This window comes from Bradyrhizobium canariense (genome assembly GCF_019402665.1).
GTDB lineage: Bacteria > Pseudomonadota > Alphaproteobacteria > Rhizobiales > Xanthobacteraceae > Bradyrhizobium > Bradyrhizobium canariense.
Genome location: NZ_VSST01000084.1, coordinates 133,696 through 151,810, shown reverse-complemented (window position 1 = coordinate 151,810; position 18,115 = coordinate 133,696). Strand labels below are relative to the sequence as shown.

Annotated in this window: 16 protein-coding genes and 1 pseudogene; 11 read left to right on the top strand and 6 right to left on the bottom strand. The window is 63.2% G+C overall.

The genetic code is table 11. The annotated features are described in order from the left end of the window. Nucleotides 1-472: 472 nt before the first annotated feature. From FXB41_RS35730 to FXB41_RS35720, 3 genes are all read left to right on the top strand, one after another. Nucleotides 473-799 (top strand): hypothetical protein, encoded by a 327-nt coding sequence (locus tag FXB41_RS35730; protein WP_246649443.1) that lies wholly within the window; start codon nucleotides 473-475, stop codon nucleotides 797-799. Nucleotides 800-854: 55 nt separating this feature from the next. Continuing rightward, nucleotides 855-1,157 (top strand): hypothetical protein, encoded by a 303-nt coding sequence (locus tag FXB41_RS35725; RefSeq protein ID WP_219685056.1) that lies wholly within the window; start codon nucleotides 855-857, stop codon nucleotides 1,155-1,157. A gap of 611 nt (nucleotides 1,158-1,768) precedes the next feature. Continuing rightward, the gene (locus FXB41_RS35720; protein ID WP_219685080.1) at nucleotides 1,769-2,782 is read left to right on the top strand and encodes a SphA family protein; all 1,014 of its coding nucleotides are present in this window, start codon (nucleotides 1,769-1,771) and stop codon (nucleotides 2,780-2,782) included. 245 nt (nucleotides 2,783-3,027) lie between these two features. Here the strand turns inward: FXB41_RS35720 and FXB41_RS35715 are convergent, their stop codons facing one another. Continuing rightward, entirely contained in the window at nucleotides 3,028-4,473 is a 1,446-nt protein-coding gene (locus FXB41_RS35715; RefSeq protein ID WP_219685055.1) for a DUF1254 domain-containing protein, read from the bottom strand. A 297-nt stretch (nucleotides 4,474-4,770) separates the two neighbouring features. Further along, nucleotides 4,771-4,987, bottom strand: a pseudogene (locus FXB41_RS41240) (hypothetical protein). 702 nt (nucleotides 4,988-5,689) lie between these two features. Between FXB41_RS41240 and FXB41_RS35710 the strand changes: the two are divergent. Further along, nucleotides 5,690-6,469, top strand: coding sequence for a 2-keto-4-pentenoate hydratase (locus tag FXB41_RS35710; RefSeq protein ID WP_219685053.1), 780 nt, complete (start codon nucleotides 5,690-5,692; stop codon nucleotides 6,467-6,469). 302 nt (nucleotides 6,470-6,771) lie between these two features. On the opposite strand, the gene flgH is transcribed toward FXB41_RS35710, so the two are convergent. The 4 genes from flgH to flgF are packed head-to-tail and all read right to left on the bottom strand — an operon-like array spanning nucleotide 6,772 to nucleotide 10,244. Continuing rightward, the gene (gene flgH, locus FXB41_RS35705) at nucleotides 6,772-7,539 is read right to left on the bottom strand and encodes a flagellar basal body L-ring protein FlgH (RefSeq protein WP_027518924.1); all 768 of its coding nucleotides are present in this window, start codon (nucleotides 7,537-7,539) and stop codon (nucleotides 6,772-6,774) included. A 3-nt stretch (nucleotides 7,540-7,542) separates the two neighbouring features. Then, on the bottom strand, nucleotides 7,543-8,667 hold the full coding sequence (gene flgA / locus FXB41_RS35700) for a flagellar basal body P-ring formation chaperone FlgA (protein ID WP_219685052.1): 1,125 nt from the start codon (nucleotides 8,665-8,667) through the stop codon (nucleotides 7,543-7,545). A 10-nt stretch (nucleotides 8,668-8,677) separates the two neighbouring features. Beyond that, the gene (gene flgG / locus FXB41_RS35695; protein ID WP_219685050.1) at nucleotides 8,678-9,466 is read right to left on the bottom strand and encodes a flagellar basal-body rod protein FlgG; all 789 of its coding nucleotides are present in this window, start codon (nucleotides 9,464-9,466) and stop codon (nucleotides 8,678-8,680) included. Between the two features lie 16 nt (nucleotides 9,467-9,482). Beyond that, nucleotides 9,483-10,244, bottom strand: a complete 762-nt coding sequence (gene flgF, locus FXB41_RS35690; RefSeq protein ID WP_219685049.1) for a flagellar basal-body rod protein FlgF — start codon at nucleotides 10,242-10,244, stop codon at nucleotides 9,483-9,485. A 379-nt stretch (nucleotides 10,245-10,623) separates the two neighbouring features. Between flgF and fliL the strand changes: the two genes are divergently transcribed. The 7 genes from fliL to FXB41_RS35655 all read left to right on the top strand — a co-directional run bounded on the left by fliL (nucleotide 10,624) and on the right by FXB41_RS35655 (nucleotide 18,094). Then, nucleotides 10,624-11,124: a flagellar basal body-associated protein FliL gene (gene fliL, locus FXB41_RS35685; protein ID WP_007602133.1), complete on the top strand. Its 501-nt coding sequence runs from the start codon at nucleotides 10,624-10,626 to the stop codon at nucleotides 11,122-11,124. 19 nt (nucleotides 11,125-11,143) lie between these two features. After that, a complete protein-coding gene (fliM, locus tag FXB41_RS35680; protein ID WP_007602134.1) occupies nucleotides 11,144-12,346 on the top strand; it encodes a flagellar motor switch protein FliM in 1,203 nt (400 codons plus the stop codon). Continuing rightward, on the top strand, nucleotides 12,343-12,789 hold the full coding sequence (locus FXB41_RS35675) for a DUF6468 domain-containing protein (RefSeq protein WP_007602137.1): 447 nt from the start codon (nucleotides 12,343-12,345) through the stop codon (nucleotides 12,787-12,789). Before fliM ends, FXB41_RS35675 begins: the two co-directional genes overlap by 4 nt. Before the next feature lie 9 nt (nucleotides 12,790-12,798). Next, on the top strand, nucleotides 12,799-13,557 hold the full coding sequence (locus FXB41_RS35670; RefSeq protein WP_219685048.1) for a MotE family protein: 759 nt from the start codon (nucleotides 12,799-12,801) through the stop codon (nucleotides 13,555-13,557). Between the two features lie 63 nt (nucleotides 13,558-13,620). Continuing rightward, nucleotides 13,621-17,406, top strand: a complete 3,786-nt coding sequence (locus FXB41_RS35665; RefSeq protein ID WP_246649442.1) for a tetratricopeptide repeat protein — start codon at nucleotides 13,621-13,623, stop codon at nucleotides 17,404-17,406. 230 nt (nucleotides 17,407-17,636) lie between these two features. After that, the gene (locus FXB41_RS35660) at nucleotides 17,637-17,837 is read left to right on the top strand and encodes a type II toxin-antitoxin system RelE/ParE family toxin (RefSeq protein ID WP_311985937.1); all 201 of its coding nucleotides are present in this window, start codon (nucleotides 17,637-17,639) and stop codon (nucleotides 17,835-17,837) included. Beyond that, on the top strand, nucleotides 17,813-18,094 hold the full coding sequence (locus FXB41_RS35655) for a helix-turn-helix domain-containing protein (RefSeq protein WP_007602141.1): 282 nt from the start codon (nucleotides 17,813-17,815) through the stop codon (nucleotides 18,092-18,094). The genes FXB41_RS35660 and FXB41_RS35655 overlap by 25 nt, the downstream gene beginning before the upstream one ends. The last annotated feature ends 21 nt before the right edge of the window (nucleotides 18,095-18,115 follow it).

Below are 18,115 nucleotides of genomic sequence, written 5' to 3'. Positions count from 1 at the left end.
GACTGTGAAATCGAAGTGGCGATCAGGTGGGGATGGAAGATATCAGCGAGTAGCCGACGGACCTGGCCCTCCGTCGTGCCGCACGAAAATTCATGGAAAATCGACATCGTGAAAGACGGGCCGCAGCGTCAAGTCGTTTGATCAGCCCCTTTCGACCCGTCGCCCCATCCGAAATGTTGCGGACGGGCCACATGGACGTGGAGGCGCATAATAGCAATGGCTGACGCTTGCGTTCCGTGCTAGGGTAATACTCGTTGAGGTAGCCGAGGTTTTCGGCCCCTCGCGGCGATTTCGTCCTGATGATGCGGCTGTACTGGCCGAGCGAAAACGATCCCTTGATCATCGACAATTCTTGGAAGCTTCCGCCGGCGAAGAAGATGAGTTGAGGGGCTGCAAACAGCTCGAATTGATCTCAAGCCATTTGCGGCGAATAGTGACCAAATAGGCCTCGCGCGACCAGGCTGAACAATGGTTGGATGGGCTTGGCCATGCGAGCGGTAAGGACGGCGAGAAGGACGACATCATGGGTAGATCGCTTGGACCGATGATGCTGGCCGTCGCTGTTCTTTTCAGCCCGGTTGCGCAGGCGCAGCCGCTTGCGGGGGCCGACAATCCGCAGGAGGGGCTGGCCGCGCAGATACGTCTGCAGGGGTTCGCATGCGACAAGCCACTGGAGGCGGTGAGGGACAAAAAGCGCTCCAGGCCGGACTACGCCGTCTGGACACTGAAATGCAGCAACGGGACGTACCGGATCGGACGCGCCCCCGATATGGCCGCGAAGGTCGAATCTGTTCGATGAGGGCAGGTTCTTCGGGCACATTACTGCCTTGGCACTGGTGAGTAGGAGATTTCAGATGCCTCTCTCGATTTCGCTGATAGTTCTGAGCTCGCAATTGGTCGTCGCCGCGGCCGATACGGTCCCTAAATTTGACATCGGGGGTAGCTGCAAGGCCACTGCCAGTGCGACGGCTGGCATGTCCGAGGACCAGCCGCTCAAGCGGTGCATAAGCGACGAGCAGGACGCGCAGCGCCAGCTCGAAAGCCAGTGGTCAACATTTACCAGCTCGAGCCGAGTAAGCTGCGCCGGGATGGAAAACAGCACGCGAAGCTACGTCAGCTTGCTGACCTGCCTGCAGTTCGCCAAGCAAGCCAAGTAGCTGAACCGCCCTGGTCAATGCCAAAGGCTCAGCGGCGAAAGCGCCTGGCGAAGCGGTGCGCTTGAGATCTGCATCAGGCCTGCGAATGGCTGCCCGAGCTCCAGGACAAGGTAGATCGCTCCGGCGCCCGACGGCGCGAAGGCGACGAGCAAGGCCGGCGACGGTTGCGCCGGGCTGGGCAAACAGGCCAAAGCTTACGCAGATCATGGTCAGCCAGAAAATCAGCACGACCATGAAGGGAATGGGAAGCGGATTGTCGTTTTCCGTGAACATCAACAGCGCAGTAGCCGCTGGATGGATTCCCGGTCCGCGAGAACGCGATGGCGCCGCTGCGTCGGAGCATCGGCCAGCAGGCCGCACCGGCGAGGCTGTTGCTCTTTCGTCGCAGTTTTCACCTTTTTTCTGGCAAATCAATCCTGAGCGGATTTTACATAGCAGTCCTGCTTGCTCCAGGGCTACAGTATCGCCGAGTTGTATTCGGAGGCGACACATCCTGCGGGGGACGGCTGGCTATGACGGCGAGAATTGCACTGGCCTCGGCTAATGGTGCGCGGCCAATCACAGCACATCGACGCAGAGTTATTTCTGCAGCGCTCCTGACGTCCACTCTAATGCTTTCCGCCCCGTCTGCTTTCGCCGACGAAAACGGCATCAGTTTCTGGATCCCTGGCCTCTTCGGAAGCCTCGCGGCCACACCGCAGCAGCCGGGTTGGTCACTGGCAAATATCTACTACCACACCTCCGTTTCCGCCGGCGCCGACGTCGCGCGGGCGCGTGAATTCACGCTTGGAAGAGTTCCCGCCAACCTCAACGTAAACGCGAATCTGAATTTGCATCTCAACGCCACCGGTGATCTCGGCCTTGTGCTGCCGAGCTACGTGTTTGCAACGCCGGTGCTCGGCGGCCAGGCCTCAGTGTCCCTCCTGGCAGCCTATGGCGTCGTCGGCACCAGCCTGGCGGGGACCTTGTCCGGCGTGCTCACGACGCCGTTCGGCAATGTTCCCTTTGCCCGGTCCGACACCATCAGCGACACGACTTGGGGCTTTGGGGATCTGGCGCCGCAGTTCGCATTGCGCTGGAACGCCGGCGTCCACAACTACATGACCTATATCACCGGCGACATCCCGGTTGGCGCCTACCAATCCGATCGCTTGTCGAACCTGGGCATCGGACACGGCGCGATCGACGCCGGCGGCGGCTACACTTATTTCAATCCGCAGACCGGTCACGAATTCTCCGGCGTGCTCGGCTTCACCTACAATTTCAAGAACACTGCGACGCAGTATCAAAGCGGCGTCGACATGCATTTCGACTGGGGTGCATCGCAATTCCTGTCGAAGCAGGTGATGGTCGGCCTCGTCGGCTATGTATACAAGGGGCTGGGCTGTGACAGCGGTTCGGGTGACCGTGTCGGCTGCTTCCAGTCCCAGGTGGTTGGTATCGGACCCCAGATCGGTTTCCTTTTCCCGGTCGGCGACATGCAGGGCTATCTCAATCTGAAAGCTTACGGAGAGTTCGCTGCGGAAAACCGGCCATCAGGCTGGAATACCTGGGTCACCTTCTCTATCTCGCCGCCTGCGCCCGGAGCGCCTCCGACAACAAAACCCGTCGTCAGAAAATACTAGGAGCAAGCAAGCTGCGGCTTTCAGTGTTGAGAAAGCCGATCCTGCGCCGCTGTCTAATGTCTGCAATTGGCCCTGGCGAAGTGGCGGCATCCCCACGAGGTCCGCTCACCGAGGCATGGCGGACCAAATTTTCTCACGTTGAGTTTTTCGCGTTTTGACCCGACTCGGACGTCAAACTTTTCTCCGATTTAACTGCGCGTGGGAAATACCGCACCGGTGCGTTGGCGCCCCAGCGCGGTACATGTTTAGCTGGCTTTTTGTACTGCCGGGGGCTTCCACGAGCCGTTCAGGATCGAAGGCGACTCGTTCTTCGGCCAGTACATCCTCAGCATCGGAATGAACTCGCCCTTCGGAGCCGGAAGCCAGTTCGCTTCCTTGTCCTTACCCGGCGATTCATTCTGGAAGTAAAGCGTCAGCGAACCATCGGCATTGAACTTTGGATTGTCGCGCAGGCTGGCGGTAAATTTGTTCAGCGGGTTGGGAACGAACCACCAGCCCTGGTCGATCATGTACATGGTGATCGACCAGAAGCCGTTGACCGGCGGCGTCGCGTCCTTGGCGAAGGTCAAGGTGTACTTGTTTGCGCCCGTCAGCTTCTGTCCCGTCGAATCGGTCTCCGTGTAGGGATAGACCGCATCCCGCTGCTGGTTGGCGGGCCAACCGAATGCCGCAACCACAGCGCGCTTCATGTAGCTGTCGGGGCCGTAGGTACCTAGTCCCTTTGTCACCACCCAGCCGTCCATGATTCCGCCCAAGGCTGCCTTGTTGTCTTCAATTTTCTTCAGGGCTGATTGCGGAATGTCCTTCAATGCAGCCTGCACAGCGGGATCGAGCTTGCTCATCTCAAACGGCTTGCCAGGTACGATGCCGATCTTCGCCATGCTCGCAAGGATGGGGCCATCTCCCGCGGCTGGCGGTGCATCTCCACCCATTAGCTTCGCCAAGAGATTGAAATATCCCTCGGTTCCCATAGCGATGATGACCGGTTGCGGCTTATCGGTCATGCTGAAGCCGGGATTCGGATTCACCGGCGGCGCGACAGGTGTATACGACTTGCCCCATGAGGAAAGCGGCGTGATCTTGTACTGTGCCTGCAGCTCGTTGACTGCCTTGTAATCCTGTTCGGTGCCATCGGCATAAGTTCGGCCCAGAATGACCATGTAGCGCGTCGCCATGGGGAACTGCTTCATGCCTGCCGGTACCTCGCCCTTCCAGCCAGGCCCGGTGAACAGGTAGTTGGCGGCCTTGCCGTCAGCCGTGCGTTTGCTCGGCGATGACTCGGAGTCCGACATCCAAAGATCGGTCAGCTCGAACAAATAGAAACGATCGCCCATATCTGGGTGACTGAACACCTGCGGTTCAGTCAGGTCGAGCCAACCCAGAGAATAAAGTGTGTCCGCATTTGGCGCCGAAACGCCACGATAATCGGCGGGCGGATAGCGCGGAACGTTGATGAACTGTCCGGTCGGCGCCGTAAGCCCTTCAACCTTTGGCACATTGCTCATCTGAACCTGGGTGACATAGGTGGTGATGAGCGAATAGCCATAGATATACGCGCCCTCGGCGATCTGCCGCGCTTCCTCAGGAGTGACTGTTTGTGCGTTTGCAGGCAGGGGCATTCCGTTGAAGACTGTGAATGCCAAGCTGACTGCAGCCGCGCCGTTTACGAATGATCGTCGGGTCGATTTCATGGCGAACTCCTCACTTTGGTTCAAAGGGGAGACAAGCGCTCGTCGAACCTAAGGAAAATTCAGCGGCTCAACACGACGCCCAGTTGACCTTAATCTTTGAAGCATACCATTAATTGCACTCTAAAGCCAAGCGTGCCATGACCGCTGTTGGCCCACTCCGCCTTCCGGCCATATGGCGTTTGCGCTGCTGCTAAGGGCATAGCAAACGTCGCAGGCGGCAGCGGCTCAACTTGTGAATAGAGGGCCTCTTGTGAATAGAGGGCCTACGGAGTAGAGGGCCTACTTGAGTTCGGGTGGTCACTCCGGGCAGGTGTCACCGCTCGAGTCCGGGACGTCACGGACCTCGGCAACTGCCTCGTCGAACGAGAGGCCCGACGGCCGATCGCGACGCGCGATGTCGAGCGCGCGCGCGGGCGTGCGGGTCGTCTCGGTCCCGCTTCCAGCCGTGCCCCTCGCATTCGCGGATGGCGCCGGCTTCCTGCAGCACGGATGCCCAGCCGCGCGGCGTGCGGATCGCGGGCCGTCTTTCTTTCCCTCAGACCGATTGCGCCCTCGGGGGTTTTGACAAACTACTTTGCTTAGGTATTTCAACCGCTTGCGGAGCGCGACTCGTTTTTCTCGTCAAAGGCTGCCAATCGACTCGTTCTTTTAGTCAGCGTCGACTCGTTTGCCCGATGCCGCTGCTCGTGATTTCAATAACTTAGGGGACCCGCTCTTAATGTGGCGGCATAAACGCAAGGCGCGCCTTTTCGCGCCGTGATCTGCATTTTGCCTGTCGCTTGCAACCGCGCATTCGGCGCGCGAGCGCAATCGCGAAAAGTGAATCGCGATCAATGGGCTAGACTCAACTCCTCCGAGCTCACGTGAGTTCGGATGAGAAACAGCCTTTCACTTCAGGTGCGGGAGGTTTTGCGAGTCGCATCAAGGACATCGACTCGAATGCTGAGGCACCGATCCAGCAGCTTCACGCATTGCTGCAATCAGGCCTGATGCGACGCTACAAGGCGCGCATCCCGATAAAGCCCGGACCAGCTCAATATTTCCTTAAACGCCGGCACAGCCCGTGTGGCTTGCCATGATGTGCCCGATCAGCGTTCGCAGCTCATCCAGCTTGGGTTGGCGATGACGTGCTGCCGTGGGGTCTCTTGCGCTTGTCACGCCCCGGCGGGGATGCTGAAGTGCCGCCCTCGATTGTGGTGTGTAGGAGCCGGCGCCGATGGACAGAATTCTCGCAGCCGCAAAGGCGATCGCGCAGGCGCGCCGCAACCATGCACCGCTCGCGGCGCTCGAAGTTCCTCCGGCCGATGAAGCCGAGGGCTATCAGGTCCAGCGCGCGCTGCACGATCTACTGCTGCCGCATGTCGGCCCGCTGGTCGGTTACAAGATCGGCTGCACCAGCCAGGTGATGCAGGAATACATCGGCATTCCGCATCCTTGCGGCGGCGGCGTGTTCCAGAAGGGCGTCCACGACAGCGGTGTGCGGCTCGCGGCTGCCGACTATGTCCGCGTCGGCGTCGAATGCGAGATCGCGGTGCGGCTGAAGCGCAATCTCGCCGCCGGCGAGGCGCCGTTCACGGCTGAATGGGTCGGCGAAGCCGTCGAGGCCTATCATCCCGCGATCGAGATCGTCGACGACCGCTATGTGAAGTGGGAAACGATGGGGGCGCCGACGCTGATCGCCGACGATTTCTTCGCCGCCGGCTGCGTGCTGGGTGAGGTCGTGCCGCGCTCGTCGGTGCCGGACCTGAAGGCGGTCAAAGGCCGCGCCATCGTCAACGGCGAAGAGGTCAGCCACGGCACCGGCGCCGACGTGCTCGGCCATCCCCACAACGCACTCGCCTGGCTCGCCAACCATCTCGCCGCCGAGGGCAAGGGTCTGCACGCAGGACAGCTCGTTCTCACCGGGAGCCTCGTCAAGACGCTGTGGCTGAAACCCGGCGACAAGGTGCGAATGGAGCTGGACGGGCTGGGGACGGTGGAGGCGGAGTTTACGTAGGCGCTGCGGGCGCGCTGCGGGCACTACGTCGTCATGCCCCGCGAAGGCGGGGAATCCAGTACGCCGCGGCTTCTCGGTTCATCACTGACGTCTCGAAATACTGGATCGCCCCCCTTCGCGGGCGATGACAGTTGAGAGGGCGGATAGGGGGAGCGGCGTCGCTGCAATCGCGCGTGCCCGACGCGCTGTATGCAGCCGTCGCAAAATACATGCGGCCCTCGCCAGGGGAGCTAGCGAGGGCCGCGTCGTACATCGTCGTCCGCGCCTAGGTTCGCGAACACGATGTGGGAGCTCGGGAGAAGCTAGAAGGGTAGCAGCACGTCCATGACTTGCTGGCCGTAGCGCGGTTGCTGCACGTCCATGATCTGGCCGCGGCCGCCGTAGGCGATGCGGGCCTGCGCGATCTTGGTGGAATCGATGGTGTTGTCGCTCTGGATGTCTTCGGGACGGACGATGCCGGCGACGATGAGCTCGCGGATTTCGTAGTTGACGCGGATCTCCTGCTTGCCTTCGACCACGAGGTTGCCGTTGGGCAGGACCTGGGTGACGACGGCTGCGACGTTGGTCTGCAACGCTTCCTTGCGGTCCACGCTTCCTTTGCCCTCGCTAGACGCGGTCGAGTCGGCGGTGAGGATGCGGCCGGGCAACACCTTCTGCGCTTGGGCGCCCAATGTCTTGGCGCCGATGAAGTCGGTGATTCCGGAATCTTCCTTGTTGGTGCGGCTGCGCTGGGTATCGTTTTCGATATTGGCCTTGTCGGTGATGTTCACGGCCACCGTCAGGAGATCGCCGACCTGGTGGGCGCGCTGGTCCTTGAAGAAGGCACGGCTGCCGTTGCGCCACAGCGAGTTCGGATTGTAGGAGGCGACTTCCGGCTTCGGCATCGGCATCTGCACCGGCTTGTAACCGGGCTGCGTCGTCGGATTGTCGATCGCCGATAATTTCGGCTGCTCGCCGATCTGTGACAAACGGTCGATCGATGAGCAGCCGCTCGCCAGCGCGCAAGTCGCCAGCAGCAGGGCAGAGATCGCGATGCGACGAAGACGAAAAGCCGAACTGAACGTGGACATGACTTACTCTGACTTGGCTGGAGCTTGCGGGATCTGGGCTTGCGCGATCTGGGCCGGGGATGCCGGGGTCTGGACCAGGTTCCGGACGAGGGCTGCGGTGTCGACGGGGGCGGGCGCCTCGTCGCGCTTGAGCGAGGAGGTCTGCTCGACCGCGGCCGGCATTGGCGCGGCCTGGCTGGCGCCCTGGACCGTCACCTGGCCGCGGCCGGTGACAACGCCGCTCAGCGTGCGCTTGGTCTGCAGGTTGAGCACGCTGATGGTGTCGCCCTCGGCGCCGCTCTCGATCGCCTTGCCGCGCGTGGTGAGGTAGATTCCGGGGACCTGGTAAATAACAGTGACGTTCTGGTCACGCTGCACGAAGTCGGGCTTGACGATGTCGGCGACGCGGATCGGCGTCCCCGCCCGCATCGGCCGGCGGAGCTGCATGCCGAGCGTGCGGTCGCGCGAGGCGGCCTCACCGGTGACCTCGGCCTTCGGCCGGCGCTCCATGGCGACGTCGGAGGCCTTCAGGAGATCGACGCGATCGATGTCGCGCGTCAGCACGGCCACTTCCACCGTCTCGATCGCGGTGCCGGTGAAACGCAGCTTGGTCGGTGCCGGATTGCTGTCGTTGTTGATCTCGAAGGCGATGTCGAAACGGCCGCTGCGGGCGTCGTAGCGGGTCGCGACCGGCTGCAGCGTGCCGGTGTTGGAGGCATCCAGCCGCATGTCGGCAATGCCGCGGTCGAACGTGACGGTGATGTTGGCGGCATCGCCAAGCCCGAAGCGGCGCTCGAGCGCCGTGGCGACCGCGGTTTCGAGGTCCTTGTTCGCCAGCGTGCGGGCGAGACGGATGACCTGGACCTCCTTGATGTCGCCGGTCATCACGCCGATCACCTGTTTTGCGCGCAACACCGCCAGCACCTGGGCGACCGGCAGCGCACCGGTGGTGCCGAGATCGGGCGAGCGGTAGACCGGGATCAGCGCGGCCGAGCCGGCATTGTCGATGAGATCGCCGACCCGCACCACGTCCGAGGTCACGGTGATGCTCGCGCGCAGCGTCGGCGTCGCGATGAAATCGTCGGCGGCCCGTGCGGGCAGCGCCAGCACGAGGAGAGCGGAGATCGTGGCGAGGGTGGTGCGGATCATCGTCATCACCTCAGCGGAACAGCGCCGTGGTCGACTGCATCATCTGGTCGGCGGCGCTGATCACCTTGGCGTTCATCTCGTAGGCGCGCTGGGCGGCGATCAGGTCGCTCATTTCCGAGACGACGTCGACATTGGCCTGCTCAAGGCTGCTCTGGGTGATGTTGCCGAAACCCTCGGAGCTCGCGGTGCCGTCCTGCGGCGGGCCGGAGGAGGGCGTCTCGGTGAACTGATTGTTGCCGACCGGCTGGAGGCCGGCCTTGTTGATGAATCGGGTCAGGCCGATCTGGCCCTGGACGGCCGAGGTCGACGAACCCGGCAGCGTCACCGAGACCTGGCCCTGCACGTTGATGGTGAGGCCCGAGGCGTTGTTCGGGATCGTGATCGTCGGTTGCACCGGGTTGCCCTGCGCCGTGACGATGCGCCCCTGATTGTCCATCTGGAAGGTGCCGTCGCGGGTGTACTGGAAGCTGCCGTCAGGCATCAGGATCTTGAAGAAGCCTTCGCCCGTAATGGCCATGTCGAGGTCGTTGCCGGTCTGCGACAGCGTGCCCTGGGTCATGCTGCGCGGCGTGCCGACGGTCTTGACGCCGCCGCCGATGTCGACGCCGACCGGCAGGATGGTGCCCTGGTCGGACGACTGGGCGCCGACGCGGCGGACGTGTTCGTAGATCAGGTCCTGGAACGCCGCGGTCTGCTTCTTGAAGCCGGTGGTGCGCAGGTTCGCGATGTTGTTGGAGATCACCTGAACGTTGAGTTCCTGTGCCGCCATTCCGGTTGCTGCGGTGTGAAGCGCCTGCATGTCAGTTCTCCCTCAATCAGGCCGGAACGTCGGCGAGCTTCTCGATCGCCGACTTGTGCATGTCACTCTGCTGCTGGAGCAGGTTGGCGATGGCGGTGTAGCTGCGCATGACTTCGACCATGCGGCTCATCTCACCGACCGAGTTCACGTTCGACTTCTCGACGTAGCCCTGCTGCACGGTCGACTTGGTGTCGGCCTGCGGGACCGCGGAGCCGATGTTGTAAAGGTTGGCGCCGAGCTTGGTCAGCTTGGCCGGATCGTCGAACGAGGCCATGCGGATCTTGCCGCGGATCGAGTCGTTCTTGGCCGTGCCCTCGAGCACCGTGACGGTACCGTCCGGCGCGACGTTGATATCGTGGTCGGTCGGCTGGAAGGTGATCGGGCCGCTGGTGCCCAGCACGAGGTTGCCGTCGGAGGTGACGAGCTGGCCGGTGTTGTTGAGCGAGAATTTGCCGTCGCGGGTGTAGCGCTCGGCGCCATTGGCCTGAACCGCGAAATAGGCGTTGCCGCTGATCGCCATGTCGAGCGGATTCTTGGTCGGCTCCATCGGCCCCTGACCGACGTCGCGGAAGGTGCCGCGGTCCTGCACATAGGAGACCCGGCGGTCGGAGCCGACGAAATTGTCCTCACGCGCGTTCGAGTTGAGGTACTCCTCGAAAAGCGAATGGTCGGCCTTGAAGCCGTTGGTGTTGGCGTTAGCGACGTTGTTGGCGATGACATCCATCTGCCGTTCCAACGTCATCTGTCGTGACAACCCGATCAGAAGCGCGTTCTGCATCGGAAATCTCCCCTGAGTGAGATCTGCCAGCTCGCTCTCCCAAGCGCCTTGGCCGATCCCGTGAACGAGACCTCGGGTTCTCCCAAACCCTGGGTCTCGATCCTTTCTCAGCGAAACTCGTGCCAAGCTGGAAAATTGTGTTGTTTCAGTCTCTTGTCTGTTTTTCGAGGGCGCGGGGAGGCGGCAGAAAGGGTCTGTTAGCCATGTTTGCCCGGCAGATTTTTCCTAGTGAAGGCCCAATCGAAAGGTTCCGTTAACCATTATTACCGTAGCGTTTGCGCGTAAGAGGAGCACTGCGCTGGGGCATTTGTATCGCGTCACTGTCTGCCAGGAGCTTCGCTCTTTCGACCCATTTGAGAGATGAGCGAGCGCGGCGATCATGGCAGAGAATGAAGCGGAAGGCGGCGGAGCCGCTGAGGGCGCGGAAGCCGCTCCGCCCAAGAACAAGTTCAAGCTGATGATCATGGTGGTGGGCCTGCTCGCCGTTCTCGGCGGCGGCGCCGCGACCTGGTTCTTCTTTTTCCGTCACGGCGACGACGAGCATCACGCCGAGGCGGCGCCTCCGCCGAAGCCGCCGGCTTTTGTTGAGGTTCCCGACATCATGGTCAACCTCGCCGGCGCGCCGGGCGAGCGCGTGCAATATCTGAAGCTCAAGATCGTGCTGGAGCTGAAGGAAGAGAAGCAGGTCGAGGCGATCAAGCCGACGATGCCGCGCATCACCGACATCTTCCAGACCTATGCGCGCGAGCTGCGCTCCTCTGACCTCAACGGTTCCGCCGGCATCTTCCGCCTCAAGGAAGAGTTGACCAAGCGCGTCAACGCGGCGGTCGCTCCGGTCCAGGTCAGCGCGGTGCTGTTCAAGGAAGTCGTGATCCAGTGAGCATGACGGGCTAGGGATCATGGCAGGCACCGACCAACCAGACCAGGATGCAATTGCCGCCCAATGGGAGGCCTCGCTTGATTCCGAGGATCCCGCCGAGGCCGCGAAGGCTGCTGCCGAAAACGAACTGTCCGAGACCATGGCCCTGCAATGGGCGGCCATGGTCGAGGATGGCAGCCGCGATCTCGGCGCCGGCAAGAATTCCGGCGAACGGGTGCTGTCGCAGGAGGAGATCGACAACCTCCTCGGCTTCGCGGTCGGCGACGTCACGCTCGACGACCATTCCGGCATTCGCGCCATCATCGATTCGGCGATGGTCTCCTACGAGCGTCTGCCGATGCTCGAAATCGTCTTCGACCGCCTGGTGCGGTTGCTGACGACCTCGTTACGCAATTTCACCTCCGACAACGTCGAAGTCTCGCTCGACCGCATCACCTCGGTGCGCTTCGGCGACTACATGAACTCGATTCCGCTGCCCGCCGTCCTCACCGTCTTCAAAGCCGAAGAGTGGGACAATTTCGGCATGGCCGTGGTCGATTCCAGCCTGATCTACTCGATGATCGACGTGCTGCTCGGCGGCCGCCGCGGCTCGAGCCAGCTGCGCATCGAGGGCCGGCCCTACACCACGATCGAGACAGAGTTGGTCAAGCGGCTGGTCGAAGTCGTCATGACCGATGCCGAACAGGCGTTCCGGCCGCTGTCGCCGGTGACCTTCACCATCGACCGGCTCGAGACCAACCCGCGTTTCGCCGCGATCAGCCGTCCTGCCAACGCCGCGATCCTGGTGCGCCTGCGCATCGACATGGAAGATCGCGGCGGCAACATCGAGCTGTTGCTGCCTTACGCGACCATCGAGCCGATCCGGGGCGTCCTGCTCCAGATGTTCATGGGCGAAAAGTTCGGCCGCGACCAGATCTGGGAAGGCCATTTCGCCACCGAGATCGTCCAGGCTGAGATCTCCGTCGACGCCGTGCTCTACGAAGCCGACATTCCGCTCAAGCAGTTGATGCGGCTGAAGGTCGGCGACACGCTGCCGCTGGACATGCGCGCGGATGCCAACGTCACCGTTCGCTGCGGCGACGTCACCATCACCGAAGGACGCATGGGCCGGGTCGGCGATCGCGTCGCGATACGGGTGACGAAACCCTTGCGCAAGCCAAGTACGACACTTGCGATGTTCGAAAAGGTCGACGAGCAGAACAAGATGATGGAGGCCCCATGAACCACTCCCTAGGAATGGCGATCGAGACGCTGGTGGCTATCCTGCTGATGCTGACCATCGTCTACTGCGTCACGCTCAACAAGCGGCTGACGCGGCTGAAGGCGGACGAGCATTCGCTGAAGGCGGTCATCGGGGAGCTGATCACCGCAACCGAGATCGCCGAGCGCGCGATCGGCGGGCTGAAGCTCGCCGTGCGCGACGTCAACGAGAACCTCGGCAGCCAGCTCGCTGCGGCGACCCAGATGTCCGAGCAGCTCTACAAGCAGCTCGGCGAAGCCGACAACGTGGTGCGGCGCCTGTCCAAGATCGCAATCGCCGCGCGCCCCGTGACGAACGCGGAAATGGTCGCCGCGCCCGCAGCCAAGCCCTCGTCGGCGAAGGCGGTGGCGGCTGCGGCCGAAGCCTTCTCCGAGCGCCGACGATCCAACGGTCTTGCCGCATAAAGTCAGGGTATGAAGTCTTTTCGCAACATCCGCGTCATTCCGATCGTGCTGGTTGCCGTCGCTGGCCTCGCCACGCTGAAGGTCACGGGTCTTGTGATCAATGGCGGCTATGTCTTCGACTACAAGCCGAGCCAGACCAAGAAGTCCTGGGCGCAGGAGAATCTGAACTTCCCGGCCAGCCGTGAGGATCCCGACATCACGGGCTCGACCCATGGCGCGCCGAAGGAGGCGCCGAAGCCGGCCGCACCCGACACCAAGTCCGAAGGCGCCGCCGTCAAGGAGGAAGCCCAGTCGCAGATCTCCGCCTCGGAGCGCGCGATCCTGGAACGCTTGCAGTCGCGCCGCCAGGAGATCGAGGCCCGCCAGCGCGAGATTGACATCCGCGAGAGCCTGTTGAAATCCGCCGAGAAGCGCATCGAAAACAAGGTCGAGGAGATGAAGGCGGTAGAAACCCGTATCTCCGCGACGCAGGCCGAGCAGAAGGCCGCCGAAGCCCAGCGCATGAAGGGCCTCGTGACCATGTATGAGGGCATGAAGCCCAAGGACGCCGCGCGGGTCTTTGACCGGCTCGAGATGGGCGTGCTGATCGAGATCGCCTCGCAGATCGCGCCGCGAAAAATGTCGGACATCATGGGATTGATGTCCCCGGAGGCCGCCGAGCGGCTGACGGTCGAGATGGCCCGCCGGGCCAATGGCGGCGGCGATCAGTCCGCTTCGGCCGGCGAGCTGCCCAAGATCGACGGCAAGCCGACGCAAAAGCCGAATTGAGGGCTCATACTTAAGAAGTCCTTAATTGCCAAAATCTACAGTCTGGGGCAGGGGCCGGCACCAATGCCGGCGTGGACCGTCGAACCGGAAGAAATGCCGCCAATGGCGCGAGAGGCTGCCGCTGGATTTGTGTCGCGAGCCCGCGCCCTGGCGCGGAGGCTGTCGCGTCATGTCCGCGCGGCGCCGCTGCTGGCAGCCGGCCTGCTGATCGGCTTCACGGCGCCTGTCCGGGCGGCCGATGCTGTCAGGGGCGAGGCGACTTTCTCGGCCAGCGGCGGCTTTGCCCGTCTCGTGATCAAGCTCGGGGAGGACGTCCCCTCTGAGGTGACGACGGCCGGCTCCATTCTCGTCATCCGCTTCGACCGGGCGGTCGACGTGCCCGTCGACCGCGTCCCGGAAGGCGCGCCCGACTACGTCAACTCCGCCCGCCGCGATCCCGATGGCGGCGCCATCCGCCTGTCGCTGGCACGGCGCGTTACCGTCAACACCATGAATGCCGGCGAACGAACCTTCATCGACCTCTTGCCGGAGGGGTGGAAGGGACCGCCGCCGAGCCTGCCGATGGACGTGGTCAAGGAACTCGCCGAGCGCGCGCGCGTCGCCGAACGGGCGCTGCGCGCCCAACGCGCCGCGGCGGAGAGCAAGAAGCGTCCGCAGATCCGCGTGCGCGCCTCGGTGCAGCCGACCTTCGTCCGCTTCGTGTTCGAGATGCCGGACGGCGTCGGCGTATCCTCCGTGCTCAACGAGCAGAAGCTCACGCTCGCCTTCAACGCCAACCTGAATTTCGATCTCGCGGACGCGGTCGTCGCGGCGCCGCCGAACGTCGCCTCGATCAAGCAGAAGGCCGACATCGACCAGACCAGTGTCGAGATCGCGCTGATCGGCGATTCCGACGTGCATTCGTTCCGCGACGAGAAGAACTACGTCGTCGACATCTCCTTCCAGCCTGACAAGAGCAAGATGGCCAATTCGGCCGAGGCTGCGATCGCGCAGGCCAAGCCCGCCGCTCATGGACCGGCGCCTGGGCCCGAAAAACCGGCGGCCGAGAAGCCGAAGGACGCGCAGCGCGAGATCGCGCCGCCGACCTCCGAGGCGATCGCGCGCGAAGCCAGGATCGACGTCAAGCCCGAGGTGAAGGCGGAAGCGCCCGCCGCCATGTCGCCCGCTGAAGCGCCGAAATCGGTGCCGGCTCCTGCGGCCGAAGTTGCGTCCGCCCCGCAAACGCCCAAGGAAGTCTCAAAGACCGTCGCGCCAGTTGCGGAAACTGCGGTCGCGCCTGCCAAGCCGGTCGTGGTCGAAGCGCCTCAAGAGGCCGCGAAGGAAGCTGCCAAAGAGCCAGTCAAGGAGCCGGTCAAGGAAGCCGTCAAGGCCGTGCCGGCAGAGGCGCCCGCCGCGCCGCAGCCGACTGGTGCCAGCGTCGATGTGCGCCGCGACAGCGACGGCCTGCGGGTGACCTTCCCGCTTCAGGTCGCAACGCCTGCGGCAGCGTTCCGCCGCGGCGACACCGTCTGGCTGGTGTTCGATACGGCGAAGCCGATCGACGTCGAGGCGATCCGCACCAAGGGCGGTGCGATGATCGGCGAGGTCGGCCGCGTCCCGCTCGAGAAGGGACAGGCGGTGCGCATCCGTCTCACCCGGCCGCTGGTCTATTCGCTGACGAGCGAGGAGGTCGGCAAGCAGACCAACTGGCTCTTGACCCTCGCCGACAAAATCCAAGCGACGCCGCTGCCGCTAATGATCTCGCGCAACATCACCGATCCGGCGCTCGCCAACATCGCGATCCCCTTCGCCAATCCGGGCCTCCTGCACAAGCTTACCGATCCCGATGCCGGCGACACGCTCTATGTCGTCACCGCGCAGCGGCCGGTGCGCGGCTTCATCAAGCGACAGGACCTCGTTGACCTCGCGCTGCTGGAGTCCGCACATGGCATCGCGATCCGGCCGAATTCCGACGAGGTCGGCGTCGAGGTGGGAGCCGACAAGGTCATCCTCGGCAAGAAGGGCGGGCTGACGCTGTCGCCGGTCGACATCTCGGCCGAGCGCGCGCCGACCGCAGTGCGGCCGGTCTTCAGCCCCGAAGCCTGGCGCAAGGGCCAGTCGGAGAACTTCATAGCGCGCCAGAACGAGCTGATCACGGCGATCTCCAACGTCGAGCCGGCGATGCGTTCGCTGCCGCGGCTCGACCTCGCGCAATTCTACATGTCGCGCGCGATGTATCACGAAGCCAAGGCCGTCACCGAATTGATGCTGGCCGATCCCCTCAACAAGGAGGAGAGCGGTGCGCTGATCATGCATGCGATCGCGAGCATCCTGATCGGCCGGCCGGCACAGGGCCTGAAGGACCTCGCCAACCCCGTGATCGGCAACAGTCACGATTCTCAGCTTTGGAAGGCGCTCGCCTATGCGCGCCAGGGCAAATGGGCGGACGCGCGCGAGAAGTTCAAGAACGTCGAATTCGCCATCGCCTCGCTGCCGCTCGACATCCAGCGCATCGTAACGATGGAGGCGATGCGCGCTTCGCTCGAGGTGAAGGATTATGCCGGTGCCTCCAAGCGCCGCAGCGAGCTCGAGGTGGTCGGCGTCTCGCCCGAGGCAGCGCCCGGCTTCGCGGTGCTGCGCGGCCGGCTCGCCGAAGCGCTCGGCCACGACAAGGACGCGCTCGACGACTACAAATTCGCGGTCGGCTCGTCCGACCGGCCGGCCGCGGCCGAGGCCAAGCAGCTCGAAGTCGCGCTGCGGCAGAAGCGCGACGAGATCGGCAAGGAAGACGCGCTGCGCGAGCTCGAAACGCTCGCGATGACCTGGCGCGGCGACTCGATCGAGGTCAAGACGCTCCAGATGCTGTCGCAGATGTTTGCCGAGAACGGGCGCTACCGGGATGCGCTCACCGCGGCGCGTACCGCGACAAAGCTGCAGCCGAACGCGGAAGCCTCGCGCCAGGCGCAGGACCTCGCCTCCGACCTGTTCACGCAGATCTTCCTGGGACCCAAGGGCGACGAGCTGCCGCCGATCGAAGCGCTGGGGATGTTCTACGAGTTCCGCGAGCTGACGCCGATCGGCCGCCGCGGCGACGAACTGATCCGGCGCCTCTCGGACCGGCTCGCCTCGATCGATCTGCTCGACCAGGCCGCCGAGCTCCTGCAATACCAGGTCGACCACCGCCTCGAAGGCGCGGCGCGTGCGCAAGTCGCCGCGCGCCTTTCCATGATCTATCTCGCCAACCGCAGACCCGACATGGCGATCACGGCGTTGCGCGCGAGCCGTATCAGCGACCTCTCGGGCGAGCTCAGGCAGCAACGGCTGCTGCTGGAGGCGCGTGCGCAGAGCGACGTCGGCCGCCACGATCTCGCGCTCGACATCGTCTCCAACGTTACAGGACGCGAGGTGCTGCGGCTGCGCTCGGACATCTTCTGGGCGGCGCGGCGCTGGCGTGAATCCGCCGAGCAGATCGAGCTTTATTACGGCGAGCGCTTCCGTGACTTCAAGCCGCTCAACAGTGTGGAGAAAAGCGACATCATCCGCGCGGCTGTCGGTTATGCGCTCGCCGACGACTCGATCGGCATGTCGCGCTTCCGCGAGAAATATGCGCCGCTGATGAGCGAGAGCGCCGATCGGCTCGCCTTCGACATCGCGAGCAAACCGACCGGCGCCTCCAGCGCAGAGTTTGCCGATATCGCGAAGCTGGCTGCCAGTGTCGACACGCTCGACGGCTTCCTGCGCGAGATGAAGCAGCGCTTCCCCGACGCCACCGCCCGCGCGCCGGCCTCTCCGCAGGCCAAGGACGAGTCCGACCACACCGGCTCGTTGCCCACGATTCCCGTCGTGCGGCAGATCAAGATGACGCGGTAGTTTGCAAGATCGTTAGCCAGCAGCACAGCGGATCCGCCACGGCGTCGGTTCTTTGCGCTTTTCAAAATCTCAAAAATGAGATAATGTCGATCCGTGTCCTGGCGGGTTGAAATTCTCGATGAGGCCGCCGCCGCAGAGATTGCGGCTCTGCCGGCCGATATGCAGGCACGTTTTCTGCGGCTCGCAGAGCGCATCGCTTCAGCAGGCTGGAGAGCCTTAGCGAGCCACACGTGAAACATCTAGAGGGGAAGCTCTGGGAACTGCGCTTGGCCGGTCGCTATGGAATTGCCCGCGCATTATACGTTACTGCGATCGGACGCAGAGTGATCGTTGTGCGCGCGTTTGTGAAAAAGACACAGAAGACGCCGCGTTCCGAGATCGAGCTGCGAAGAGCAAAGGACGTCTCATGTCGATCGCTTTTGAGAAGCTGAAGGCGCGTCTGCTCGCCAACCCGAAAGTGAAGGCGGAGTATGACGCGCTGGCGCCCGAGTTCGAGATCGCTGCCGAACTGCTCAGGGCCCGCTTGCGTGCTGGTCTTTCGCAAGCGGAACTCGCGGCTCGGATGGGCACCAGTCAATCTACGATTGCCCGGCTCGAAAATGGCCAGACCCTGCCCAGCACCAAAACGCTTCTGCGCTTCGCGGAGGCGACAGGCAGCAAGATGCATGTGAGGCTTTCGGCAGCGTGATGCAGGTCAATGCGACCTCAC

Coding starts and splice junctions, on each gene's coding strand:
- FXB41_RS35670 (WP_219685048.1), top strand. CDS start 12,799: ATGAAGTCTTTTCGCAACATCCGCGTCATTCCGATCGTGCTGGTTGCC.
- FXB41_RS35725 (WP_219685056.1), top strand. CDS start 855: ATGCCTCTCTCGATTTCGCTGATAGTTCTGAGCTCGCAATTGGTCGTC.
- FXB41_RS35710 (WP_219685053.1), top strand. CDS start 5,690: ATGGACAGAATTCTCGCAGCCGCAAAGGCGATCGCGCAGGCGCGCCGC.
- FXB41_RS35715 (WP_219685055.1), bottom strand. CDS start 4,473: ATGAAATCGACCCGACGATCATTCGTAAACGGCGCGGCTGCAGTCAGC.
- FXB41_RS35675 (WP_007602137.1), top strand. CDS start 12,343: ATGAACCACTCCCTAGGAATGGCGATCGAGACGCTGGTGGCTATCCTG.
- flgA (WP_219685052.1), bottom strand. CDS start 8,667: ATGATCCGCACCACCCTCGCCACGATCTCCGCTCTCCTCGTGCTGGCG.
- FXB41_RS35720 (WP_219685080.1), top strand. CDS start 1,769: ATGCTTTCCGCCCCGTCTGCTTTCGCCGACGAAAACGGCATCAGTTTC.
- fliM (WP_007602134.1), top strand. CDS start 11,144: ATGGCAGGCACCGACCAACCAGACCAGGATGCAATTGCCGCCCAATGG.
- FXB41_RS35665 (WP_246649442.1), top strand. CDS start 13,621: ATGCCGGCGTGGACCGTCGAACCGGAAGAAATGCCGCCAATGGCGCGA.
- FXB41_RS35655 (WP_007602141.1), top strand. CDS start 17,813: ATGTCGATCGCTTTTGAGAAGCTGAAGGCGCGTCTGCTCGCCAACCCG.
- flgF (WP_219685049.1), bottom strand. CDS start 10,244: ATGCAGAACGCGCTTCTGATCGGGTTGTCACGACAGATGACGTTGGAA.
- flgH (WP_027518924.1), bottom strand. CDS start 7,539: ATGTCCACGTTCAGTTCGGCTTTTCGTCTTCGTCGCATCGCGATCTCT.
- fliL (WP_007602133.1), top strand. CDS start 10,624: ATGGCAGAGAATGAAGCGGAAGGCGGCGGAGCCGCTGAGGGCGCGGAA.
- flgG (WP_219685050.1), bottom strand. CDS start 9,466: ATGCAGGCGCTTCACACCGCAGCAACCGGAATGGCGGCACAGGAACTC.